20 protein-coding genes are annotated in these 24,156 nt (G+C 73.1%); 7 read left to right on the top strand and 13 right to left on the bottom strand.

Annotation, left to right across the window (positions count from 1 at the left end):
* Positions 1–92: 92 nt before the first annotated feature.
* A complete protein-coding gene (locus tag AC07C1_RS14430) occupies positions 93–1,286 on the bottom strand; it encodes a lycopene cyclase family protein (protein ID WP_478939032.1) in 1,194 nt (397 codons plus the stop codon).
* Positions 1,287–1,560: 274 nt separating this feature from the next.
* On the opposite strand from AC07C1_RS14430, the gene AC07C1_RS14425 reads away from it, so the two are divergent.
* Genes AC07C1_RS14425 through AC07C1_RS14410 form a run of 4 tightly spaced genes read left to right on the top strand, consistent with a single transcriptional unit; the run spans position 1,561 to position 6,573 of the window.
* Complete coding sequence (locus AC07C1_RS14425; RefSeq protein ID WP_478938985.1) at positions 1,561–3,000, top strand: polyprenyl synthetase family protein; 1,440 nt, start codon at positions 1,561–1,563, stop codon at positions 2,998–3,000.
* Positions 2,997–4,538 (top strand): phytoene desaturase family protein, encoded by a 1,542-nt coding sequence (crtI, locus tag AC07C1_RS14420; RefSeq protein WP_478938984.1) that lies wholly within the window; start codon positions 2,997–2,999, stop codon positions 4,536–4,538. The genes AC07C1_RS14425 and crtI overlap by 4 nt, the downstream gene beginning before the upstream one ends.
* Positions 4,535–5,560, top strand: coding sequence for a phytoene/squalene synthase family protein (locus AC07C1_RS14415; RefSeq protein ID WP_478938983.1), 1,026 nt, complete (start codon positions 4,535–4,537; stop codon positions 5,558–5,560). The genes crtI and AC07C1_RS14415 overlap by 4 nt, the downstream gene beginning before the upstream one ends.
* The gene (locus AC07C1_RS14410; protein ID WP_478938982.1) at positions 5,557–6,573 is read left to right on the top strand and encodes a Rieske (2Fe-2S) protein; all 1,017 of its coding nucleotides are present in this window, start codon (positions 5,557–5,559) and stop codon (positions 6,571–6,573) included. Before AC07C1_RS14415 ends, AC07C1_RS14410 begins: the two co-directional genes overlap by 4 nt.
* Positions 6,574–6,639: 66 nt before the next feature.
* Here AC07C1_RS14410 and AC07C1_RS14405 read toward each other — a convergent pair whose 3' ends face one another.
* On the bottom strand, positions 6,640–7,773 hold the full coding sequence (locus AC07C1_RS14405; RefSeq protein WP_478938981.1) for a LysR family transcriptional regulator: 1,134 nt from the start codon (positions 7,771–7,773) through the stop codon (positions 6,640–6,642).
* Between the two features lie 184 nt (positions 7,774–7,957).
* Between AC07C1_RS14405 and snpA the strand changes: the two genes are divergently transcribed.
* Positions 7,958–8,647: a snapalysin gene (gene snpA, locus AC07C1_RS14400; protein ID WP_478938980.1), complete on the top strand. Its 690-nt coding sequence runs from the start codon at positions 7,958–7,960 to the stop codon at positions 8,645–8,647.
* 184 nt (positions 8,648–8,831) lie between these two features.
* Here snpA and AC07C1_RS14395 read toward each other — a convergent pair whose 3' ends face one another.
* Together AC07C1_RS14395 and proP are read right to left on the bottom strand one after the other, a co-directional pair.
* Positions 8,832–9,260, bottom strand: coding sequence for a hypothetical protein (locus AC07C1_RS14395; RefSeq protein ID WP_478938979.1), 429 nt, complete (start codon positions 9,258–9,260; stop codon positions 8,832–8,834).
* 111 nt (positions 9,261–9,371) lie between these two features.
* Positions 9,372–10,868 (bottom strand): glycine betaine/L-proline transporter ProP, encoded by a 1,497-nt coding sequence (proP, locus tag AC07C1_RS14390; RefSeq protein ID WP_478938978.1) that lies wholly within the window; start codon positions 10,866–10,868, stop codon positions 9,372–9,374.
* A gap of 196 nt (positions 10,869–11,064) precedes the next feature.
* Here proP and AC07C1_RS14385 point away from each other — a divergent pair, with 196 nt between their 5' ends.
* Positions 11,065–12,582 (top strand): MFS transporter, encoded by a 1,518-nt coding sequence (locus AC07C1_RS14385; protein ID WP_478938977.1) that lies wholly within the window; start codon positions 11,065–11,067, stop codon positions 12,580–12,582.
* Positions 12,583–12,938: 356 nt separating this feature from the next.
* Here AC07C1_RS14385 and AC07C1_RS14380 read toward each other — a convergent pair whose 3' ends face one another.
* The 5 genes from AC07C1_RS14380 to AC07C1_RS14360 all read right to left on the bottom strand — a co-directional run bounded on the left by AC07C1_RS14380 (position 12,939) and on the right by AC07C1_RS14360 (position 20,346).
* On the bottom strand, positions 12,939–13,199 hold the full coding sequence (locus tag AC07C1_RS14380; RefSeq protein ID WP_478938976.1) for a GlsB/YeaQ/YmgE family stress response membrane protein: 261 nt from the start codon (positions 13,197–13,199) through the stop codon (positions 12,939–12,941).
* A 303-nt stretch (positions 13,200–13,502) separates the two neighbouring features.
* Positions 13,503–15,929: a S9 family peptidase gene (locus AC07C1_RS14375; protein WP_478938975.1), complete on the bottom strand. Its 2,427-nt coding sequence runs from the start codon at positions 15,927–15,929 to the stop codon at positions 13,503–13,505.
* Positions 15,902–17,686, bottom strand: coding sequence for an N-acetylglutaminylglutamine amidotransferase (locus AC07C1_RS14370; protein WP_478938974.1), 1,785 nt, complete (start codon positions 17,684–17,686; stop codon positions 15,902–15,904). Before AC07C1_RS14370 ends, AC07C1_RS14375 begins: the two co-directional genes overlap by 28 nt.
* A 229-nt stretch (positions 17,687–17,915) precedes the next feature.
* On the bottom strand, positions 17,916–19,109 hold the full coding sequence (locus tag AC07C1_RS14365; RefSeq protein WP_478938973.1) for a carboxylate-amine ligase: 1,194 nt from the start codon (positions 19,107–19,109) through the stop codon (positions 17,916–17,918).
* Between the two features lie 364 nt (positions 19,110–19,473).
* Positions 19,474–20,346: an SGNH/GDSL hydrolase family protein gene (locus AC07C1_RS14360; protein WP_478938972.1), complete on the bottom strand. Its 873-nt coding sequence runs from the start codon at positions 20,344–20,346 to the stop codon at positions 19,474–19,476.
* A 356-nt stretch (positions 20,347–20,702) separates the two neighbouring features.
* Between AC07C1_RS14360 and AC07C1_RS14355 the strand changes: the two genes are divergently transcribed.
* Positions 20,703–21,257: a TetR/AcrR family transcriptional regulator gene (locus AC07C1_RS14355; protein WP_478938971.1), complete on the top strand. Its 555-nt coding sequence runs from the start codon at positions 20,703–20,705 to the stop codon at positions 21,255–21,257.
* Positions 21,258–21,514: 257 nt separating this feature from the next.
* Here AC07C1_RS14355 and AC07C1_RS14350 read toward each other — a convergent pair whose 3' ends face one another.
* From AC07C1_RS14350 to AC07C1_RS14335, 4 genes are all read right to left on the bottom strand, one after another.
* Positions 21,515–22,357, bottom strand: coding sequence for an oxygenase MpaB family protein (locus AC07C1_RS14350; protein WP_478939031.1), 843 nt, complete (start codon positions 22,355–22,357; stop codon positions 21,515–21,517).
* Between the two features lie 64 nt (positions 22,358–22,421).
* On the bottom strand, positions 22,422–22,910 hold the full coding sequence (locus AC07C1_RS14345; protein WP_478938970.1) for an MSMEG_6728 family protein: 489 nt from the start codon (positions 22,908–22,910) through the stop codon (positions 22,422–22,424).
* A gap of 36 nt (positions 22,911–22,946) precedes the next feature.
* The gene (locus AC07C1_RS14340) at positions 22,947–23,180 is read right to left on the bottom strand and encodes a hypervirulence associated TUDOR domain-containing protein (protein ID WP_478938969.1); all 234 of its coding nucleotides are present in this window, start codon (positions 23,178–23,180) and stop codon (positions 22,947–22,949) included.
* 46 nt (positions 23,181–23,226) lie between these two features.
* Complete coding sequence (locus AC07C1_RS14335) at positions 23,227–24,108, bottom strand: SDR family oxidoreductase (RefSeq protein WP_478938968.1); 882 nt, start codon at positions 24,106–24,108, stop codon at positions 23,227–23,229.
* Positions 24,109–24,156: the final 48 nt, after the last annotated feature.

Raw genomic sequence — 24,156 nt, 5'->3', positions numbered from 1 at the left:
GGGGACGGGCCACGCGGAGCAGGCCGGGGGGACGGAGCGGTCAGGAGTGGCGGGAGCCAGGCAGGCGTGGCGGTCGGCCGGCCGGGGGTGGGTCAGGGGTGGTCGAAGGGGCGGCGGGGCAGGGCGGACAGTTCCCACGCCGAACGCAGCATGGGCGCGATCGGTGTGTGGAAGCCGATGGAGAGGTCTTCCACCAGGTGGGTGCGCCCGTCGAGGAACCGCAGGACCCGGTTCATGGGCAGGCGCTCGAACATCCGTGAGAAGAGTGCCGGGCCGTCAATCCGGCCGCTGGCCAGGGCACGCAGCAGTACGGCGTCCATCGCCCGGGAGCGGGCCGAGTGGGCCGGTGGCGGAACGGGGCGGTGGCCGCGGCGCAGGGCGGCCGCCACGGCCCGTGTCTGGCGCTGAAGCCCGGCGAAGGTGTAGCCGGTCGACGGGCGGGTGGCACCACCGGCGGCACCGATGCGGAAGACGGACTGCCCGACCTGCCGCGGCATCGGGCCGTCCGTCATCGGGATGACCCCGGTCTCGGTCGCGATCACATGGGTGTCGCCGAGCCGCAGGACATCCTCGGCGTAGTGCCGTACGGCCGCCTCGTAGCCGTTCGCCGTCAGGACGCGGGGGGAGAACTCCGTGTACTCCACCAGGGCCTCGTGGCGGCCGGTGGGCAGCACGTAGCCGAAGGACAGGCCGTCGTGGGGCTGGGGGGTGCGGAAGTCCATCAGCTCGGCGGTGCCGGGGTCGAAGACGGGCCGGGCCGTGCGGACGAACCAGCCGTGGAAGTGCTGCAGCAGGGTGGTACGGGCGGCCGGGAGACTGCCCAGCGGGCGGGAGTCGAACACCCAGCGGGCATGCAGGAGACCCGACCGGCCGTCGGCTGTGCGGAGGACGATCCGGGCTCCCCCGGGGATGTCCTCCACCGTCTCCACGGTCGCGTCCAGGCGCCGCACGTTCGGGCTGCGCGCCAGGTCCCGTGCGACGAGGTCCTCGAAGTCGTCCGACCGGATCATCTTGTAGCGCAGGGGCGAGATGTCCCCCGTGACGGGGGCGCCCGTCGGTGGACGCACGCTCAGGGTCCGCCAGGTCGCGGTGACGGCCGCTTCGAAACGGCTCCGGCCGCTCTCCCAGAAGCACCAGGTCCGGCTCGGCGGCCGCAGCGGTCCGGGCGGAGCGTCCACAAGGACCACTGATGGCGTACGCCTTCCGGGCAGGTGCCCCGACAACCGGTGTGCCAGGGACAGTCCGGCCGCTCCGGCGCCGACGACCGCTACGTCCGTCTCCCGCACCACGGCTGCCTCCCTCCTTCCGTCTCCCGCACGACTGTCGTCTCCCTCCCGCGCCTCCTGTTGCGCACTTGGCCGGTGTTCCCGCCCGTGTGCCCGATCGGATGCAGGTCACTCGAACGCGACAGGCGGCCTGGGCCGGGAGGGACGAGCGTGGAATGCATGTCGTGCACGGTCCGTCCGCCGGGCTTCGGGTCCGTTGTCGCATCCGCGCACGGCCCCCGGAGTGAAGAGCCTGTCAACGGAGCGACATGCGATCAGGATGAGAGGAACCTCGATGCGCCCCACCCAGGCGACGGATGACCATGCGGCCGGGCCGCCGCTCGCCTCCCGGCTGGCCGCCCTGCCACAATCACCCGTTCGGCTGCACCCGGACGGTCCGCGCACCGAGCCGCCCGCCGGCCCGCTGGAAGCGGGCCACGCCGGCAGGCCGGCCGGGGCCGGAGTGGCGCGCGCCGTCGACCGGGACGTGCACGCGGCTGTGGACCGTGTGCTGGACGACGTGCTGGCCGACCGGGTCGATCGGGCCCGGGCCGTGGACCCGCTGTTCGCCGACGACCTCGCGCTGCGGGTCGCGCACTTCACCCAGCGGGGCGGCAAGCGGGTCCGCTCGCGACTGCTCTGGTGGGCACTGCGCGCCTGCGGCGGCGCCGATGACACGTCCACCACGGCGGCCCTGCGGCTGGGAGCCGCGCTGGAGCTCCTGCAGACCTGCGCGCTCGTCCAGGACGACGTGATGGACGGTTCGCCGCGGCGCCGGGGCAGGGCCGCCCTGCACGCGGACCTCAGCGCCCAGTACGCCCGCACCGCCCACCCGGGCCGCGACGCCGAACCGGACCGCACCGCCACGTACGTCCGCACCGCCCACGCGCACCGCCTTGCGCGGTTCGGGGACGCCGCGGCGGTCCTTGCCGGGGATCTCGCCCTCGCGTGGGCGGACGACCTGATGGCGGAGACCGTTCTGCCCGCCGGGACCGAGCACGTGGTGCGCCGGCTGTGGAGCGACCTGCGTACGGAGATGGTGGCGGGCCAGTACCTCGATGTCCAGGGTCAGATCACGGCGCCCCGTTCGCTGCCGCGGGCGTTGCGCTCGGCCTGCCTCAAGAGCGCCCTGTACTCCGTCCAGCGGCCGCTGGCGCTGGGCGCGGCACTGGCGGGGGCGGACGACGCCACGACGGGCGCGTTGTGCTCGGCCGGCCGCTGCATCGGCATGGCCTTCCAGCTCCGTGACGACTTGAGCGACGTCTTCGCCGATGCCGCGGGGACCGGCAGGTCCGCGGGCGGAGACATCCGCGAGGGCAAGCCGACCTACCTGATCGCGCTGGCCCTTGCCAGGGCGGAGACGGCCGGGGACCGTACGGCCCTCGCCGTGCTCGACCGGTCGCTCGGCGCCGGCGAGCTGGCCCCGGAGGGTCTCGACGAGGTGCGGAAGATCCTGGAACGCACCGGCGCGCGGGCCACCGTCGAAGCGAGGATCGGCCGACTGGTGGCCCAGGGACTCCGCCATTTCGACGGCGCCCTGCTGGACCGGGAAGGCGGAAGCCGTCTGCGCGAGCTGCTCCTGGTCGCGGCGGGCGGCATGCCGAGCGGTCCGGGCGCCCGCTCGGAGGAATCCGAGCCCGATCACGGCATGGCCGTGCCCCTGACCACCGGCACCGCCGCCACCGCCACCGCCACCGCCACCGCCACCGCCACCGGCGAGGAGACCCGTGTATGAACCGCACCCTGCCCGGACCCAGTGACCACGTCGTCGTCGTGGGTGCGGGGCTCTCCGGGCTGTCGGCCGCCCTGCACCTGCTGGGCGCCGGCCGCCGCGTCACTGTCGTGGAGCGCGATCCGCTGCCCGGTGGCCGCGCCGGACGGCTGGATCTCGCGGGCTACCGCGTGGACACCGGCCCCACCGTGCTGACCATGCCGGACCTCGCCGACGAGGCGTTCGCCGCGGTCGGCGACAGCCTGTACGACCGCGTCGAGCTGATCCCGTTGCACCCCGCCTACCACGCTCGCTTCGCCGATGGCAGCTCCCTCGACGTGCACACCGGGGCCGAGGCCATGACCGCGGAGGTGAAGCGTTTCGCCGGAGACGCCGAGGCGGCGGGCTACCAGCGGCTGCGGGCGTGGCTGGAGCAGCTCTACCGGGTGCAGATGCGCCGGTTCATCGACGCCAACTTCGATTCGCCGCTGGGCCTGCTGGGCCGCGACCTGGCGCGCCTGGCCGCCCTCGGCGGCTTCGGCTGTCTGGACGCGCGGATCGGCGGCTTCCTGCGGGACGAGCGGCTGCGTCGCGTGTTCTCCTTCCAGGCCCTGTACGCGGGGGTACCTCCGGCCCGGGCGCTGGCGGCGTACGCCGTGATCGCCTACATGGACACCGTCGCCGGCGTCTACTTCCCCCGGGGCGGTATGCACGCGCTGCCTCAGGCCATGGCGGACGCCGCCGCCGACGCGGGCGCCGAACTGCGGTTCGGACAGCGGGTGACCCGGCTGGAACGCTCCGGCGAGCGGATCACGGCGGTCGTCACCGACCGGGACCGGATTCCCTGCGACGCCGTCGTCCTCACCCCGGACCTGCCCGTCGCCTATGGTCTGCTCGGCCGCCGGCCCCGGCGCCCGCTGCGGCTGCGCCACTCCCCCTCCGCGGTCGTCCTGCACGCGGGTACCGACCGCACGTGGCCGCAACTGGCGCATCACACCCTCTCGTTCGGGGCCGCCTGGCGCACCACCTTCGATGAACTGACCCGCACGGGCCGCCTGATGAGCGATCCCTCGCTGCTCATCACCCGCCCCACCGCCACCGATCCCGGGCTCGCGCCCCCGGGCCGCCATCTGCACTACATCCTCGCGCCCTGTCCCAACACCGAGGTGGGGCCCGGGGCCCGTACCTGGGCCGACCTCGCGCCGCGCTACCGCTCCGAACTGTTGCGGGAACTGGAGCGGCGCGGTCTCGACGGCATCGAGGCCGCCATCGAGAAGGAGTGCCTCGTCACTCCGGCCACCTGGCAGTCCCAGGGGCATGCGGCCGGCACCCCGTTCTCGGCCGCGCACACCTTCGCCCAGACCGGCCCGTTCCGTCCGCGCAACCTGGTGCGCGGCACCGAGAACGCCGTCCTCGCCGGCTGCGGCACCACCCCCGGCGTCGGCGTACCGACCGTACTGCTGTCGGGAAAGCTCGCCGCGGCACGGATCACCGGCGTCCCCCGGCCCTCTTCCGCACACGCGCGCACGTCGCCGCCCCCCACGAAGGAGAACGCCGTATGACCGACCGCGAACTCGACGCGGCAGGCATCACCGACGCGGCGCTGCGCGAGGCCTATCGTCACTGCCGCGCCCTCAACGCCCGCCACGGCAGGACGTACTTCCTCGCCACCCGCCTCCTGCCCGTCGAACGCAGGTCCGCCGTGCACGCCTTGTACGGCTTCGCACGCTGGGCGGACGACATCGTCGACTCGCTCGATCCGCGGATCCGCGCCGATCAGCGGGGAGCCGCGCTCGCCGGGCTGAAGGAGAGCCTGGACGTGGGACTGCGCAGCGGGCACAGCCACGAACCGGTGGTGCTCGCGCTCGCCGACACCGCACGCCGCTATGCCATCCCCCATGAGCACTTCCGCGACTTCATGGCCGCCATGAGTGCCGACCTGGTGGTCACGGACTATCCCACCTACGCCGACCTGCGCGACTACATGCACGGTTCCGCGGCCGTCATCGGGCTGCAGATGCTGCCGGTGCTGGGGACGGTGGTTCCCCGTGCCGAGGCGGCGCCCCACGCGGCCGCGCTCGGCGTGGCCTTCCAGCTGAGCAACTTCCTGCGAGACGTGGGCGAGGACCTCGACCGCGGCCGGGTGTACCTGCCCGCCGATCTGCTCGACGCGTACGGTGTCGACCGCGCCCTGCTGCGCTGGAGTCGCGACACGGGCCGGACCGATGCCCGCATCACCGCCGCGTTGCAGGAGTTCGAGGCGCTGACCCGGGGCGTCTACCGGGATGCGGCGCCGGGCCTGGGCATGCTGGATCCGGTGTCCCGGCCGTGCATCCGCACCGCGTTCGTCCTGTACGGCGGCATTCTGGACGCCGTCGCCCGCGACGGCTATGCGGTGTTGCACCGCCGGGCCGCGGTGTCCCGGCGGCGACGCGCCGCGGTCGCCGCCGACGGGCTCGCCCGCGTGGTCGCGGCACGGCTGCGCGCCCGTGCCGACCCCCGCGGCGGGGAAGTCCTGGAAACGGGCCCGCTCTCCACAGGCCCGGCGACGCCGTGCCCCGGCGTCCACCAGGAGGCGGCGTGAACCCCGGCCGGCCGGGCAGGCGGAAGCGTCTGCCGCTCTCCCTGCGCCGACGCCCCGTCCCCTGGGACAGGCAGCGGCCCACGTGGCACGAGGCCAAGCCGGCGTTGATCGCCGGGGCGCTGAAACGGGCGCAGTCCCGTCCGTCCGGCAACTGGTACGTCGTGGGCGCCTCGCGCAGTCTGCGCGACGACCGTCCCCTGGCGCGGACCGTGGCGGGACGGGAGCTGGTCGTCTGGCGGGCCGCCGACGGTCGCCCGGTGGCGGGGCCCGGCGTCTGTCCGCATCTGGGTGCCCCGCTGCGGGACAGCCCCGTGCGCTGCGGCACCCTGGTGTGCCATTGGCACGGGCTGGCCCTGAACGGCGCCTCGTTCGCCGACTGGCACCCGCTGCCGGTGCACGACGACGGCGTTCTGCTGTGGGTCCGGCTGGACGAGATCGGCGGCGAGCCACCGCTGGACGAGCCGGTGCTGCCCCGGCGCCCCGACCTCGCCCGGGCGCTGTCGACGGTCTATGCCGGGATGGGTGTCTGCGAGCCCGAGGACGTCGTGGCCAATCGTCTGGATCCCTGGCACGGGGCGTGGTTCCACCCCTACTCGTTCGTCGACCTGACGGTGGCCGACGCACCGAACGCCTCCGGTGACGGGCAGGACGACGGCTTCCGGGTGGACGTCTCCTTCAAGGTGGCGGGGCGGCTCGTGGTTCCCGTGCGGGCCGTGTTCACGGCGCCCGAGCCGCGCACGGTCGTCATGCGCATCACGGACGGCGAGGGCCGGGGCTCGGTCGTCGAAACGCACGCCACCCCGCTGGGTCCGGACGCGTGGGGCCGCCCGCGCACGGCGGTCGTCGAAGCCGTCGTCGCAGCCTCCGACCGCCCCGGATTCGCCGTCGCGCGCCGGGCAGCCCCGGTCCTGCGGCCCCTCGTCCGGGCCGCCGCCGGACGTCTGTGGCGCGATGACCTGGCCTACGCCGAACGACGCTGGCACCTGCGTTCCACGGGCCGCTTCCCCGGCTGATCGCCTTCACCCGGCGGAGGCTTCCGGTCACGCCGTCATTCCCATGGGCCCCTGAGGTCGTCGTCCTCACCGACGCCCGAGGGGGCCCGCCTGGTCGTCGTCGGCCGGGCCGCTGCCGCACGCCGCCGTCGAGCGGTGCGGCGCCGGACGGCGGTCGTACGGCGTCCGCGGGCCGACCGTCACCGGCCGCTTCCACGGCACCGGCTCCGCGTGAACGTTCCGGCACGCGTCCGGCGTGCCCGGTGTGCCCGGCACTTCCGGCGCGGTGGGCCGGCGCGCGCGCTCCAGCCACTCCAGGTAGACCGGCGCCTCACGGACCACTGCCCAATAGGCCCCCTCCAACTCCGGGTAGGCGTCGTCGAGTTCGGCCTCGGTGCGGGCCGCCAGCAGCAGGCGTACGCCGATCGGGTCGCCCACCAGGGGGCGGATCGCGAGGTCGGGACGGGGATGGGCGGTGGGCTGGCTGACCGTGACCACCTCGCCGGTGGCGGCCAGCGAGTACGCGGTGAGGTAGTCGCCGTGCAGCATCTCCGATTCCAGGCCCGCGGCACGCAGCGCCCGGCACAGGGCGTCCCACTCACCGTCGACCGTGGAGTCGACCATCCAGCGGTCGCCGGCCAGGTCGGCAAGGCGCACCTGTCGCCGCGAAGCCGCCGGATGGTCCGCGGCGAGGGTGACGAACTGCGGTTCGCGCTCGACGAGCACGCGCAGGCACAGGCCCGGCGGGATGCGTAGCGGACTGCCCTCGACCTCGTGCACGAAGGCCATGTCGAGCCGGGCCGCGGCGACCATGTTCAGCAGGGAGTTGGCGGACACGTTCATCTGGAGCGTCGGTTCGATCCGCGGCACCCGGGCCCGCAGGCGGCGCAGCCAGCCCGGGATGGCCCGGCTCGCCGTGGCGCCGATGCGCAGGTGGAACCCGCCCGCGGCACGGGCGGCCGCCGCCCTGGCCTCCGTGACGATCGCCGCGAACTCCGCCACCAGCGGCCTGGCCCGGCTCAGTACCACCAGCCCGAGCGGGGTGGGGCGGCAGCCGGACCGGGCGCGCACGAAGAGCTGGGCGCCGAGCGCGTGCTCGATGCGTCGCAGCTGGGTGCTCAACGACGGCTGTGCCATGCCGAGTTCCCGCGCCGCTTTGTGCAGACTGCCGGTGTCGGCGATGGCGCAGAGAACGCGCAGGTGCCTCACCTCGAGCTCCATGGGGGGAGCGTAGGGCGGCGCGGGGGCACCGCACCAGATGTTCAAGTTCCAACGAAAGTGGACGAGTCGGCCGCCGATAGCCCCGTGCTATCCCCGTTTGCCATCATCCGCAGTCCCGTTGGCCTCCCCGAGACTCACTGGCAACCGATCGTTCAACCCCACAGGACGAGTAGGAGCCCCCACAATGGCGTCGTTCCGCAAGAGCACCGGGTCGAAGAACTCCCGGAGACTCCTGGCCCTCGCGCTCGGTCTCGGTATGGCCTCCGCCGCACTCGGCACCGCGAGCCCGGCGAGCGCCCGGAGCATCCCCACGGCACCGGCCCACACCGCCACCGCCGGCTACGTCGGCTCGGCCGAGAGCGCCGGCAACAAGGCGTTCTTCGACGCGGTGCTGAAGTCGGTCGCGAAGAGGCAGGCCGATGAGCCCACCCTGAAGGCGGTGACCGTCTACTACAACGCCTCCCAGGCCCCGAGCTTCCGCTCCCAGATATCGAGCGCCGCCTCCATCTGGAACAGCTCCGTGTCGAACGTCAAGCTCCAGGCGACGTCGGGCAGCGCCGACTTCACCTACTACGAGGGCAACGACTCACGCGGGTCCTACGCCTCCACCGACGGCCACGGCAGCGGCTACATCTTCCTGGACTACACGCAGAACCAGCAGTACGACTCGGTCCGGGTCGCCGCCCACGAGACCGGCCACGTGCTGGGGCTGCCCGACCACTACAGCGGCCCGTGCAGCGAACTGATGTCGGGCGGGGGCCCCGGCCCGTCCTGCACCAACCGGTACCCGAACTCCACCGAGCGCGCCCGGGTCAACCAGCTCTGGGTGAACGGCCTCGCCAAGGCCCTCGCCCAGCTGAACAAGACGCGCTGACGCTGGTGAACGGGGCGGGCTGACCCCTCCTCCGGCCCAACCCCACCGCTCCCCTCCCCTCCCCTCCGGTACGGACCGCGGCGCCGGCCCGCGGTCCGTACCGTTGCGTGCGCGACGGCACCGGACCGGCCTCACCCGGCTCAGGACACCGAGGTCCCGCCAGCCGGCGTTCGCTGACGGCAAGTCATATGCGGCCGCGCGTGAGGCGGGTGACGGGCCCGTACGTGTGGCGCTCGGCTCGGCGGCCCATCGCGTACGACGCGGCGGTCAGTGCGGTGAGGCCCGCGCCGACCCCGGTGGCGACCAGTTTGCGGTGGGCGACCACCGTCCACGCCGTCTTGGCCGTGGCCGCGACCTGACCCGATGCCGTGATCAGGGCCTGGCGGCCCGTCTCCACGCCCCGGGCCGCCGCGTTGGCGGCCGCGCTCGTCGCCCCGGCAGCCCGCTGGGTGCCGGCCTTCGCGACCGACACCGCGTCATCGGTGGCCGCCGCGGCCTTCTTCGCCGCGCGGTCGGCCGGCGCGGTCGCCCTCTCCGCCGTCCGCCGGGCCTTCGCCTCTGTTTCCTTCTCCGCTGCGGACTTCCGGCTCGTCTCGTTGTTCGATTCAGTCATGGACTTCGCGTTGCCCGACCCCGCCTGGGCAAACGTCGTACGGCGGGAGCGTCCCGCTCTTGTTGGCCCCAGCCGCACAACCAGCCCTGTGGGCCCGGCCCTTGCGCCCGGTCAGAACCTGGGGGCGGGGGACCGCGTGTGGACGAGTTCGGCGGCCTCTTCCTCCGTCTCGACGGAGGGCGGGGAGCCGGCCAGGGGCTTGTTGGCGGTTTCCCTCATGCACAGGACGGCGACGACGCCGACGGCCGCGGCGGCCGTGGCGTAGTAGGCCGGCATGAGGTTGGTGTCGAAGGCGCTGATCAGGGCGGTGATCACCAGGGGGGTGGTACCACCGAAGACCGAGGTGGAGAGGTTGTAGGCGACCGAGAGGGAGCCGTAGCGGACCTGGGTGGGAAAGATCGCCGGGAGCGCCGCCGACATCGTGCCGAGCATCGCCACCAGCGAGAGGCCCATCAGGAGCAGGCCCAGGGTGATGAGGACGACGTTGCCCTGCCTGATGAGGAGGAAGGACGGCACGGAGAGGACGAGGAAGCCGAGCATCCCGGTCATCAGCAGCGGTTTGCGCCCGAAGCGGTCCGAGAGCCGTCCGACCTGGTTGATGACGCACATCTGGAGGACCATCACGATGAGCAGGATGAGCAGGCCGTGGTTGGTCCCGTAGCCGAGTTCGTCGGACAGGTACGTCGGCATGTAGGAGAGCAGCATGTAGTCGGTGATGTTGTACGCCGCGACGAGCGCGAGGCACAGCAGCAGCGGCTGCCAGTGGCGCGTGAAGATCTTGCCGAGGTCGGCGGTGGCCGAGGTCTCCACGGCGTCGGCGGCCTCGCTCGCCTTGCCCTGGCCGCCCTCCAGCTTCAGGAAGGCCGGCGTCTCGTCCAGCTTGAGCCGCAGGTAGAGGCCGATGAAGCCGAGCGGGGCCGCGACCAGGAAGGGGACGCGCCAGCCCCACTGCAGCATCTGGTCCTCGCTGAAGACGCCGGTGAGGATGACGACGAGACCGGAGGCGCCGACGTACCCGGCGAGCGTGCCGAACTCCAGGAAGCTGCCGAAGAAGCCGCGCCGCTTGTCGGGTGCGTACTCCGCGATGAAGGTCGAGGCGCCCCCGTACTCCCCGCCGGTGGAGAAGCCCTGCACCAGCCGGAAGAAGATCAGCAGGGCCGGGGCCCAGAGGCCGATGCCGGCGTGCGAGGGGATGAGGCCGATGGCGAAGGTGCCCACCGCCATCATGATCATGGTGATGGAGAGGATGCGCTTTCGGCCGATCCTGTCGCCGAGCGGCCCGAAGACCATTCCGCCGACGGGACGCACCAGGAAGGCCACCGCGAATGTCGCGAAGGAGCTGAGCAGCTGGGCGGTGTCGCTGCCCGAGGGGAAGAAGACCTTCCCCAGGGTCGGGGCGAGATAGCTGTAGATGCCGAAGTCGTACCATTCCATCGCGTTGCCGAGGGCGGCGGCCTTGGTGGCCCGTTTGACCGCCGCCTCGTCGGTCACGGTGATGTCGCTGCGGCGCAGCTTCGGGTTGCGTCGCCTCTCGATCGCGCGGAACAGCACCCTGTGGCGGCTGATCGCGGCGGGGTCCACCGACTCGTCCTTGTCGGTCGCCGCCATGACGGATTTCCTTTCGCCGGTCGCATTACCAGGAAGAACACCTGCGCAGTTCTCGCTTGCTCAAACTGACCCCTTCGCGCGACCCCGGGGCGGCTACCGAGGGTGACGGTCACGGCCTTTTCGCGGGTTGGTGTGTGCCCGTGCCGCGGTGGGGGAACCTGATCGGCCCGGGTGCTGCCCTGTGAGAGGAGCCCAAGTGACAGCGTCGGCGTCGGCGGCGGGCGGTCGTGACCCGGGCGCTCAGGAGGCCGGATACGAGCCGGACGCCCAGCGGTGGCGGGCCCTGTGGGTCACCTTGGTGGCCGGCTTCATGAGTCTGCTGGACGTGACGATCGTGGCCGTCGCCCTGCCTACCATCCAGCGCAGCCTGCACGCCTCCCCCGCGCAGGTGCAGTGGGTGGTGTCCGGATACGCCCTCACCTTCGCCCTCGCGCTCGTCACCGCCGGGCGCCTCGGCGACGCCCTGGACCGGCGCCGCATCTTCCTGCTGGCCCTCGGCGGCTTCGTGGTCTTCAGCGCGGTCTGCGGGGCGGCCCCCGACATCACGCTGCTGGTGGTGGCCCGGCTCGCCCAAGGGCTGGCGGCCGGCTTCATGGCTCCCCAGAACTCCGCGCTCATCCAGCAGATGTTCCGCGGCGCCGAACGCGGCCGCGCCTTCGGCTTCTTCGGCGCGACCGTCGGTATCTCCTCGGCCGCCGGCCCCATCACCGGCGGCGCCATCCTCGCCCTGGCCTCCGGCGCCCAGGGCTGGCGGTGGATCTTCTACGTCAACGTCCCCATCGGCATCCTCGCCGTCCTCCTCGGCCGCCGCCTGCTGCCCCGCACCCGGCGGTCCGGCCGGGGGCACGTGGACCTGCCCGGCGTCCTGCTCCTCGGCCTCGGCGTGCTGGCGCTCATGTATCCGCTGGTCCAGGCGGACTCCGGCGGCATCGGCCGCCTGTGGTGGCTGTTCCTCGCCGGTGCCGCGGTCCTCGTCCTCTTCGTCCAGTGGCAGCGCCGGCTCGTGGCCCGCGACGCCCAGCCGCTGCTCGACCCGCGCCTGTTCACCACGGTGCGCGGCTACGCCGTCGGCGCCGGCGTCGGCACCTTGTACTTCATCGGCTTCAGTGGCGTCTGGCTGGTCTTCGCCCTCTTCTACCAGCGCGGCCTCGACTTCTCCCCCCTCCGGTCCGGCCTCGCCGTGACCCCCTTCGCCCTCGGTTCGGCGAGCGCGGCGGTCATCGCCGGCCGGCTGGTGGACCGGTTCGGCCGCCTGCTCACCGTGTGCGGCCTCACCGGCGTGCTCGTCGGCCTGGGCGGCACCGCGCTGCTGCTCCGCTTCGCGCCCCTCCACAGCGCTCCCTGGCTCGCCGCCCCTCTGTTGTTCCTCGGTGGCATCGGCGGTGGCTTCGTGGTCTCGCCGAACATCACCATGACCCTGCGGGACGTGCCCGTGCGCATGGCGGGCGCGGCGGGCGGCGCCCTGCAGACCGGGCAGCGGCTCGGCGCCGCGGTGGGGACCGCCGCGCTGCCCGGCCTCTTCTACCTGGTGCTCGGCAGGAGCAACGACTACCGCGCCGCGCTCGTGACCGCGCTGGGCTCCGCCCTGGTCGGCATGGCGGCGTCCCTGGCCCTCGCGACGTTCGACCTGCGGCGCGACCGGCAGAAGCGCCGGCCGCACCGCAAGTGCCCGGACGAGGTCACCAACAGCCCGATGCACGCCCGGCAGACCTGACCGACGCTCGGCGCCGGGCAGCGGCCGGGCGGACGGGGCGTCCATGCGGGTTGCATCTTCGGCATGGGCGAGACGAATTCGGCCTTGTCGCCGTTGTCCAAGGCACCGATCCGTTGCCACCAGAAAGGCCTCCCGATGCGCCGTAGCACCGTTCTCGCCCTGTGCGCTCTCCTCACCGCCGCAGCAACCGGGTTCCTCGCCACCACCGCCATCCGCAGCCGCTGAACGCCGTGTTCGGGATGAGAGGCAGCGCTCGACAGGCACCATGACGGCGCTGCGAGCACCCTCCGCGTCCGGTCGGTCGACGTGGGCCGCGGGTCCCGCGGCGCCGCGGGACCCGCGTTCCCAGTGGGGGATCAGGCGTGTCGTCGGGCCCAGAGCGGGGTGACGAAAGCGATGAGGACGGCCGCGACACCTATCTGGAAGATGTGACGGATCCAGTCGACGCCACCGGTGTCCCGTACGCCGAAGGCGGTGGCGAGCGCGTTGCCGGCGACCGCGCCGATGATGCCGAAGATCACCGTCAGCCAGAGCGGGATGGGCTGGCGCCCCGGGAGGACCAGCTTGGCGAGCAGGCCGATGATGAGTCCCGCGATGATGGCCCACAAGAATGACACGATTTCTCCTTCCAGAGTGCACCGGAGTTCGGGCATCTCCCGCTTGCCCCTGGAGGAGAGCCCTACGCCTGCTCGTCGCGCGGTCGTTCGCGGGGCGGGGAGTCAGGCATCGGATGCCTCGCGGCCGGCCTGGACCGTGAAGATCTGGTCGAGGCCGACGATGGTCAGGATGCGCAGCAGGTCTGGAGGGACGGCGGCCAGAACGACGTCGGCACCCGCGGTTTCGGCGTGTTGCCGGGCGGCCCGGACCGTGCGGGGCGCCGGTGACCGGCGTCCGGGGACCGCCCCGACGGCGCCCGAGGATCAGGTCGTCACGTGCCGTTGGATCCAGTCGGCGGCGGTACGGCGGAAGAGGCGGCGGTTGTCCGCGCGACGGAACTCGTGGCCCTCCTCGTGCAGCAGCAGGAGTTCGGCGTCCAGCCCGCGTTCCCTCGCCGCCCTGACGAACTGTTCCGACTCCCCCACGGGCACGTTGGTGTCGTGTTCGCCGTGCACGGCCAGCACGGGGACGCGCAGCGCGTCGATACGGCTCATCGGTGACAGCGCCCGCAGCAGTTCGTGGTCGCGTTCCGGGTGCCCGTACTTGTGGGCGGCCGACTCGGCAAGCCAGGGCTCGGTGCCGGCGAAGAAGGTGGTCAGGTCCGACATCCCGCACACCGCGACACCGGTGCGGAACAGGTCCGGATGCCGGACGAGGGAGGCCATGGTCAGATAGCCGCCGTAGGAACGGCCCATCACCGCGAGGCGTCGCGGGTCGGCCAGGCCTGCCACGACCACGTGGGCCGCGCAGTCGGCGACGTCGTCGAGCGCGGCGAAGCGGCCTTCGGCGAGGTCCGCGTCGACGAAGGAACGACCGTACCCGGACGAGCCGCGGATGTCGGGGGCGAAGACGTCCAGTCCCCGGCCGAGCAGTTCGTGGTAGAGCGGGTCCAGCACCGGGCGCTCCTGCTCCTCGGGACCACCGTGCAGATGCAGGACACAGGGCGCCGCCTCCTCCGGGGACCGGCCCGGTGCGCGGTAGTACCAGCCGCCCAGGGCCAGTCCGTCCCGCGCGACGGGGCGCAGGGGAACCGGCCGTACGGGCGGGCGGCCGCCGGGAACAGCGTCCTCGTCGCGCGAGGACCAGGGCGTGCGCAGCGCCACGCCCTGGTGCAGCCACCACACTCCCGGCCGCCGCCGGGAACCCGACAGCGCCACCACGGGGCCCTCGGCAGCCGGGGTGGGCGCTATCCGGGTGACCACCTCGTGGGGCAGCGTGAGGGCATGGGACGGGCCTGCCGGGGCGGGCGGCTCGGGGAGCCCCGCGCCATGTCCTTCCGCTGCGGCCGGGTCCAGGGTGGTGACCTCCAGCTCGCTGACACCCCGCACGTTCCACGACAGCACGGCGCTGCGCCCTGCCCGGCCGAGGACCAGCAGTTCCAGGTCGCAGCCCGGCCGGGCCGCGACGACACGCCGGCCCAGCCACTGCCCCCGCGGGCCGAGCCGGATCGCGACCAGGGCGGCGAACTCGCGTCCGGCGTCGCTGCGCACCCACAGGGTGCGGCCGTCCGGCGAGAAGCCGCCGATCCACGGGTCGCCGTCGGCTGCGCGGACGAGGCCGGTGACCGTGCGGTCCCGCAGGCGTACGACGAGTGCCTCGCGGCCGCCCCGTGGTCCCCGCCGCACCAGGGCGAGCTCGCGGTCCCGGCTCAGGGCGCACACGCGCAGGGTCGGCGCCCCGGCTTCGCTCGCGAGCAGCACCGGCGCGGTGCCGCCTTCGGGGTCGATGATGTACGCCGCCAGGGTGCGGTGACCCGGGCCCCCCGAGGGCGCGCCGCGGGTCCCGTGGACCACGGTCCTTCGCGGCTGCTCGTGGGAGGCGGAGGTGAGCGGTGTCCCGCCCAGGAGGATCGCCCGGCCGTCGCGACCGGTCCAGCCGCCGGTGTGGGCCGGTACCGGTGGGTCCGTCGTCGCGGTCGGTCCTTCGTGTTCGGTGTGCGCGAGGCCGGCGGGTGCGGGTTCGGCCACGGTCACCGCGACGGCCGAGCCGTCAGGGGACCAGCAGCCGAGGTGGGCGGAGGCGCCCGGTTCGCCTCCGGCCAGCAGGCGCCGGCCGGTGCCGTCGGGGCGCACGCACAGGACGCGGGTGAGTTCACCGCCTCCGGGGGCGGTGGTGTAGGCGATCCACCGGCCGTCGGGAGACCAGGACACCTCGATCACCGGGTCCGGGTCGGCGTCCAGCAGATGCACCTCGTCGCCGTCCACGGGGCCGGCCCACAGCTGCGGCACACCGGTGCGGTCACAGATGAAGGCGACGCACCGGCCCTCGGGGTCCGCGGACGGATACCAGCAGCCGTGTGCGATCAGCGGCTGGGGCACGTCCAGCGGGGCGGACGTGTCGGGCAGGGGGACGGGCTCCGGCGCCGGGTGGGCCGCCGTCGGCTCCATGGTGAGCCGGTGGGCCAGCGTGGTCTCCGGCCCCGTGGTGAGGTGCGGCGCCGGGTGGGCGGCCGTGACGGTCGGTCCCGTGGCGAGCGTCGGTCCCATGGCGAACTCCGGCGCCGGGTGGGCCGCCGTCGCCGCCGGTCCCCCGGCGGGCTCCGGCCGTGCGTGCTCGCGGGTGCGGGGGGTGCCCTCCCGCCGTTCACGGCCGGTGAGGCGCCCGTCCGGGGCGGGGCCGACGGCTGGAGCCGTCGGCCCCGCGGCGCCCGGGCCCGTCGGGGTCAGCGGATGCCGTGCGTCTGCAGCCATGTCTCCAGCAGCGCTACCTGCCACAGTGCGTTCGCTCCTCGCCGGGTGTGGTGCGCGTTGGGTGCCGCGAGCAGTTCGGCGACGTACTCCTGGCGGAAGACGCCGCGTTTCTCGGCTTCCGGGGCGGTGAGCGCCTCGCGGACCCGCTGCAGCACCGGGCCTGCCATGTGCTTGATCGCCGGGACCGGGAAGTAGCCCTTGGGCCGGTCGACGACCTCCCGTGGGAGGACCTTGCGTCCGGCGGCCTTGAGGACGCCCTTTCCGCCGTCGGCGAGCTTCAGCTCGGGCGGGCAGGCGGCGGCCAGCTCGACCAGCTCGTGGTCCAGGAAGGGCACCCGGGCCTCCAGGCCCCAGTCCATCGTCATGTTGTCCACGCGTTTGACCGGATCGTCGACCATCATCACGTGTGTGTCCAGCCGGAGGTCGGCGTCCAGCGCCGTTTCGGCGCCCTCGGCCGCCATGTGGGCGCGCACGAACTCGGCGGAGGCGTCCCGCTCGGGCAGGTAGCCGGGCTCCAGGATGCGGGACAGCTCGGCGTGGGACCGGTCGAAGTAGGTGTCGATGTACGCCTGTGCGGCCCGGGGCCGGGGCACGTCCGCCATCGCCGGGTACCAGTGGTAGCCCGCGAACACCTCGTCGGCGCCCTGACCGCTCTGGACGACCTTCACCTCCTTGGCGACCTGCTCGGACAGCAGATGGAAGGCCACCACGTCGTGGCTCATCATGGGTTCACTCATGGCGAGCACCGCCGACTCCAGGGCCCCCGACACCCGGTCGGAAGGCACCATGAGCTGGTGGTGGCGGGTGTCGAAGTGGCGCGCCACGAGGTCGGAGTAGTGGAACTCGTCCCCCTCCTCGCCTCCCTCGGACTCGAACCCGACGCTGAAGGTCGCGAGGTCGTGCTGTCCCTCGTCGGCCAGCAGGGCGACGATGAGGCTGGAGTCCAGGCCGCCGGAGAGCAGCACACCCACGGGTACGTCGGCCACCATGCGGCGGCGCACAGCGGTGCGCAGCGCGTCCAGCACCCGGTCCGTCCACTCCTCGGCGCTCAGGCCGGCGTGCTCCGGGCGGCGCGTGTACGCGGGCTGCCAGTAGCAGTGGTCGCGGTGGGTGCCGTCCGGTTCGACGACTCGCACGGTGGCCGGGGGCAGCTTGCGCACGCCGTTGAGGACGGTGTGGGGTGCGGCCACGGTCGCGTGCCAGCTGAAGTACTGGTGCAGGGCCACCGGGTCGAGGGAGGTGTCGACGCCGCCGCCCGCCAGCAGGGCCGGCAACGAGGAGGCGAACCGCAGCCGGTCGGGCGTCTGCGTCAGGTACAGCGGTTTGATGCCGAGCCGGTCGCGGGCCAGTACCAGGCGTCCGCTGTCCAGCTCGACGATCGCGAAGGCGAACATGCCGTAGAAGTGCTGGACGCAGTCGGCTCCCCACTGCCGGTAGGCCGCGAGCACCACCTCGGTGTCGGAATCGGAGAAGAACTCGTGGCCGAGCGCGCGGAGTTCGTCGCGCAGTTCGCGGTAGTTGTACACGCAGCCGTTGAAGACGCCGGCGATCCTCGCACGGGGGTCGGCCATGGGCTGGGCGCCGCTCTCCGACAAGTCGATGATCTTCAGTCGGCGGTGGCCGAGAGCCACCGGTCCCTGCGACCACAGGCCGCGCCCGTCGGGGCCGCGCGGCGCGAGCCGGTCGGTCATCCGTTCCACCGCCGCGATGTCCGGGCGGTCGCCGTCGAACCGTATCTCTCCGCTGAGTCCGCACATCAGAGGGTCCCCTTCCCCCGGGCTGCGGGCCGAACGGTACGGCCCGTGCGGCGGGTCCGGCGTCCGGACAGTCCGGTTCGCGCCGGGTGTCCGGGGAACGGATGGTCGGGGGTCGGGGGATCCTGTTTCGTGAGCATGGGGGTGTGACTCTCCTTGATCGGGCAACGGTCGCCGGTCGTCCGGGCCGTGTGGCCGGGCCGGTCCGGGGACCGCTGGTGGTGCGGGTGGATCATGCGCTCGGTGTCGGGGCGGCGGACCTGCCCGGGTACGGGTGGGCAGCGAGGGTGTTCAGCCGTGCGGTGGGGCGCTGTGGACGGGCCGTCGGGCGCGGCGTCCGCCGTTCGCCGCGGGTCTCGGCCACCATCAGGTCGATGCTGGCGAGCAGATCCTCGGCCTGGGCCGCCCGGCGCAGCCGGTGCGCCGCGGTGCCCGCGGCCAGCGCCTCCTCGAGCAGTCCGTGCACGGTCTCCCAGTCGCCGGACGCCTCCAGCGCCGGACGCAGCCTGGCCAGCATGCTGGTCAGCACGGCCGGGGCGGGTGCCGCGGCGCGCGTCACAGGGTCGACCAGGTCACCTTCCAGCCCCGAGCGGGCCGCTCGCCAGGTGGCGGCCCGCAGCCAGTCGTGACGGCCGTCGCACAGGGGACCGTCCGCACGCTCCAGGCGCTCGCAGGCATCGCGCACCAGGGCCCGGAAGAGACCCGCGACCAGCACCACGGTCTCCACCCGGGGGCAGGCGTCGCAGATCCGCAGTTCCAGTGTGCGCTGGTGGGCGGAGGGCCGGACGTCGTGGTAGATCATGCCCGCGTCACTGATGACGCCCGAACGGATCAGTTCCGCGAGGGTCCTGTCGTAATCGGCGGCGTCCGGATGGCAGCCTGCCGGTCCCGCGGTCGGCCACCGCTGCCACAGCATGGTCCGCCAGCTGGCGTAGCCGGTGTCGGAGCCGAGCCAGAACGGCGAGCTGGCGGAGAGGGCCAGCAGCGGCGGCAGCCAGGGCGAGACCAGGCACATCGCGCGGACGGCGGTGTCCCGGTCGGGCACGTCGACGTGGATCTGCGCACTGCAGATCAGCTGTTCGTCGGCGACGAGACGGTAGTCGTCGGCCATGCGCTGGTAACGGGGGTCGGCCGTGACGTCCCGTGATCCGACGCCGGCCAGCGGAACGGTTCCGGCGGCCACGACCGCGAGGCCGAGGGTGGCCGCCGCCTCGTCGAGACGGCGCCGGGACGTGGCGAGGTCCCGCCACAAGCCGTCGAGTGTGTCGTGTACGCCGCTGTTGCTCTCCACCATCGACTGCTGCAGTTCGCTGGTGAAGCCCGGTCTGCCGATGCGGCCGAGCAGCTCGTCAGCGCGTGGCGCGAGATGCCCGCTCTCCACGTCGAGCACATGGAACTCTTCTTCTGCACCGAGGCGCGCTGTCACGGTTACTCCCCTTGCGATCGGTCCACAGCCGCCGGTACGTCACCCGCTGGCGGGGTGACGGGCCGCCGGCGTGGTCCGGGTTCCCCTGATCAGCCGCTGGCAAGCCTGGAAAATCACACTTTGTGATGAATTTCGCTCATTTGAGCGCGCCGGGTCCCCCTTGATACCACCCGCTCCTACCCGCGCATCAACGCCACACGCCGCTGTGTCGTCAGCACCACCTGAGGCATCACCCGGCACCCTGCGGGGAGGCGTCCTCGCGAGCCGCCCGGGCGTGCGAGCGCGCCACCCTCGTCCGGGGACGACGGCGGCGCGGTCGCGGAAGCCGCGGGCTGTTTCGGTGCCGATCGGGCGCGTCGGTGTCTCAGCCGAGGCCGAGGACGGTCATGGCGCGCTCGGCCATGCGCTGTTCGCCGAGGGCGTTGGGGTGGACCGGGACAACACTCCGGCCGAAGAGGAGCGGCTCGATCCACCGCGTGCCGACGGCCTTGCACGCGTCGTGGCCCTCGGACGCCTGGGCGAAGTCGACGTACGTGGCCCCGGCCTCCTCGGCGGCGCGCTGGACGACGACGTTGAGGTGCGCCTGCAGGGCGTGCACGTACGGCACGTCCCCGGAGGCGATCGGCAGTTTGGCGAAGCAGGCGGGATCGGCTGCGGCGGGCGTGATCCACGGGTAACCGAGGACCGCCACACGGGCGTTGGGGGCCCTGTTCCGGACGCTGCGCAGAGCGGCTGTGAGCCCGGGGTAGGTGTTCGCGTCGATCGCGTCGTCGAAGGAGGTGCCGTACCGGTCCTTGCACGGGCTGCCCTTGCCGCCGCTGAGAACGCCCGCGGTACCGCAGGCCGCCATGGCGTTGATGAAGGTGCCGTTGTCGTTGCCGCCGATCGTGAACGTCACCACGTCGGTGTCCGAGGTGACCGCCTCGGCCTGGGGAGCGACCCCGGGGTACTGGGCCTCGGTGAAGTCCTTGGTCTGCGCCGCGCCGCAGGTGACGTCGGTCAGCCGGGCTCCCGTACGGGAGGCGAGGACATGCGGGTAGTTGGCCGTGGAGCGCAGGCACAGCAGGTTGGTGGGGTCGACGGGCAGGACGCCCGAGGCGGCGCTGTAACTGTCGCCGAGTGCCACGTAGTTCAGGGACGCCGTGGCGTGGGCGGGAGCGGCGGCGAGGCTGAGGGCCACCGCGCAGGCGACCGCTGAGGTGGCGGCGAGGACACGACGCAAGGCAGGCAGGGGCATGGTCTCTCACTTCTCGTGGTGGGGACACGGAGCACATGGACAGGGCGGTGCCCGGATGTGTGCTGGTGCGCGAGAATGCGGCGGCTCGAGCAGGGGGAGGTGCCGGCCGGCGGTGCGTGGGTGAGGGGGCGCACGCACGACGGCGGCCGTGAAGTGCCGGTCGCGGGATTACCGCTGGGTTCTACCGATAGGTAATGTGCGGGCGCCGGAACGCGGAGTCAACATTGTTGACCGAACTTCTTGAAATGCTCATGTAATCGCGGGGCGGGCAACGCCCGCCCGGCTGGGGCCGGTTGGGAGCCGCCGGCGTCCCGGAGCGCCGGGAGGCGGAACTCCGCGCCGCCTATCCTGGCCCCATGCTGTCGACCGGATCCGCTTCCCCCACGCGCGAGGCCATCCGCACCGCCGCCACCCGCTTGTTCCGGGACCACGGGTTCGCCCGGACCACGGTCCGCCGGATCGCGGCGGACGCCGGGACAGACCCGGCGCTGGTGATCCGCCACTTCAAGAGCAAGGAGCTGTTGTTCCTGGAGACGATGCACCTGACGATCGACGACGAGCCGCTGCTCGACGTCCCGTTGGAGCGGCTGGGAGAGCGGCTCGCCGCGCTCCTGCTCGACCTCGACGGATCCGCCCGCGGCATCTTTCTGGCGCTGGTGCACGGCAGCAACGAGCCGCAGATCCGCCACCGTCTGCGCGAGACCCACGAGATGGTGCTCATCGAGCCCCTGCGCAACCGTCTGTCCGGGCCCGACGCCGACCTGCGTGCACGGCTGGCGGCCTCCCTGGCCGGAGGCCTGCTGTACGCGCTGTGGGTGGCGAGGGACGAAGGCCTGCTGCGCACCGGTCGCGACGACCTCGTCGCACGCTACGGCGCTCTGCTGCAGGACATCCTCACTCCGCGGCATTGACGGTCCGCACCGTGCGGGGGCCTTCGAAGCGGACTCGGCACCGCCGCTGTGCCGCCCGGGTGATCTATGAGCCGTCGATCCGCGGTGGCCTGCGCCGGTTCCCGCCTGTGGGCCGCGGCCGGTTCGGGAACCGGCCGCGGCACCTCCTGATACACCGGCCTGGCAGGAGACCTCACCTCCGGCCACGGGTTACCGCCACGGGCGGGAGCACTCGCGCCCAAACGCGTGATCATGGCTGGTCCGGAGGCGAGGTGCGGCTACGACGCCGACGGCGGCGGCCTCTCGGCGGACCGGTCCGGGGCCATCGCCCAACGAACGGTCCTCGTGAGCAGGCGCCCCGCCGGAACCACCGTGAGGTCCTCGACGAGCGGTACGCGAGGCAGCCGTAGCCGGCGCCGGGCCCAGGACGGGAGCAGCGCGACGGCGTTCGCGGCCAGCACGCCGTAGGCGGGGCGCACGGCGAGCGGCAGGGGCGGATCCACCAGCAGGAAGCGGGCCACGGCCCAGGCCTCGGGGGTGGTACGGAGTTCGGGCCGGTAGGCGGCCAGGCGCCGGGACAGGTCACGGCGGTCGCGCGGCGGGTCGATCACTCCCAGCGCCTCGGCGACGACCGCGGTGTCGGCGACGTAGGCGTCGTAACCGGCCGGGTCCAGCGGGTCGCGGCCGAAGCGCTCGTGAGCGCGCAGGAAGCACTCCGTCTCGGCCGCGTGCACCCATCCGAGCAGATGGGGGTCGGCCGCGTGGTACCGCTGGCCTTGTGGCGCCGTCCCGCGGATCTGCTCGTGGATGCCCCGGACCCGGTCGACGGCCGCCTGGGCGTCGGCCGCCGTACCGTACGTGGTCACTGCCAGGAAGGCGCTGGTGCGCTGGAGCCGGCCCCACGGGTCGCCGCGGAAACCGGAGTGGGCCGCCACGGCCGCCATGGCCAGCGGGTGCAGGGACTGCAGGAGTAGTGCGCCGACGCCCCCGATGAACATCGAGGCATCGCCGTGCACGGTGCGGATGGGACGGCCGGGCGCGAACCAGCGCGGGCCCGGCGACTCGTGGATCCGTGCCCTGACCGCCCGTCCGCCGGGGCCCGCGACCTGGCGGAAGATCATGGTGCCCAGCTGGGCGCGCAGGTCCGCGAGCACGGCCCCTCCGTCTCTCACCGCTCCCCCGCCCTCACGGGCGGGCGGGCATCTCCTCGCCTTCCCGGTCGGACGGCGGCCACACGTAGGGCAGGTCGTCGGGTACGCCCGGGAACTCGTTCACGTACGCGTCCCGGTCCTTGCGGACGAGTGCCGACTGGTGGCTGCGGTGGAAGTCCTCGTCACCGAGCCAGGGCGGCAGCTCCCCGGCAGCCGAGAGGGCGCGCTGATCGCGTACGGGGGCACCGGGGCGGCAACCGGCGTAGCCGGCGACCAGCGAGGCCGCACAGCTGTCCTGGTGTCCCCGTTCCCGCCACACCCGGCAGATCTCCAGACCGTACCGGACCAGCGCCTCCTCGTATCCGCGCCACATGCGTACGGCGGGATGCCGGCGCCAGCCGTACCCGGGGACGGTCAGACCGCGCAGGACCTGCAGCGCCTCGACCCGCTGTTTGCCCAGGCGGCGGCGGTCCAGCAGGAGCGCGGTGCGCCGGAAGTCGGGATCGGGCAGGAAGGTCTGCATGATCGCCGTCCTTCGGTGAGCTGTGGGTGTGTGGGCTCACTTCTTGCGGAGGGCGGAGGACTTGTGGACCGCGGATCTGCCGGACTTGGCACTGCGGACCTCGTACTGGGGCTCCTCCGGTGAGGCGTCGACCGTGCGGCCGGCCGCCTTCGTCCGCCGGGTGATCCTGCGCTCGACCTTTCCCTCCGTGGTCGATCCGTGGCTCTTCCAGGCCACCTTGTCGCCCTTGCCCAGCTGTTCGTCCGAGCCCTTGGGCTTCTTGCCGGCCATGGCTGTCACTCCTTTCCCTGCCCGTCTTGTCGCCGGTGTGCGGCCGTCAGGAGGCGTGCCCCGTGGCCGCCCGGTCGGCATCGCCCCCCGCACCGAGCAACCCGGTGGAGACGAAGGGTTCCTCCGCCTCCAGACGGGGCAGGTCCCGGCGGGACACGCGCAGCACCACCGGGGGGAGGCCCGCGCGCACCGGCTGGACCAGCCGCAGCCACGGCGGCGCGTAGATGGCCGTGCGCCGCCGCTCCAGGCCGCGCACGAGCCGGGCGGCGACCGCGTCCGCACCCGTCACGCGGCGGGCGGGCCGAGGCATCCCGGCGCGTAGTTCGCGCAGCACCGCGTGCTGGTCGGCGTCGCGCACCATGTCGGTGGCGGTCCAGTTGAGGTAGCCGATGCCCACGGCGACGCCCCGGTGCGCCACTTCGGCGCGCAGGGAGTGTGCGAAGGCCTCGGCACCGGCCTTCGAGGCGCAGTAGGCGCTCATGAGCGGGGCCGCGCCGAGCGAGGCCAGAGAGGCGATCTGCAGGTAGTAGCCCGCCGTCGCGTACAGGTCGGGCAGGAAGGCGCGTACGGTCTGCGCGCTGCCGGTGAGGTTCACGTCGATCACGCGGCGCCAGTCGGCCGGGTCGTTGGCGTCGAAGGGGCCGCCGAGCGCGACGCCGGCGTTGGCGATCACGACGGATGGACGGCCGAGGCGCCGGCGCACCTCCTGCGCGGCCGCCCGCAGGGCGGGCAGATCGGTCACGTCGACCTCGATCGCCAGGGCCGGCGTGGGCATCCGGGCGGCGGCCGCCTCCAGCAGGTCCTTCTCATGGCCGAGGAGCGCCGGTCTCGCGCCCCGCCGGGCGACCTCGTACGCGAGGGCGGCGCCCAGTCCGCGGGCGGCCCCGGTCACCACGACCGTCCGGTTCCTCAGAGGGCTGCTGAACACGGGTGCGCCTTTCTCTGCTGCCGGGTGCTCCTCACTCCGAGGGGCTCC

The organism is Streptomyces sp. NPDC045022 (assembly GCF_056432605.1).
Note: the sequence above shows the minus strand (reverse complement) of the source record. Positions and strands in the feature narration are given on the sequence as shown.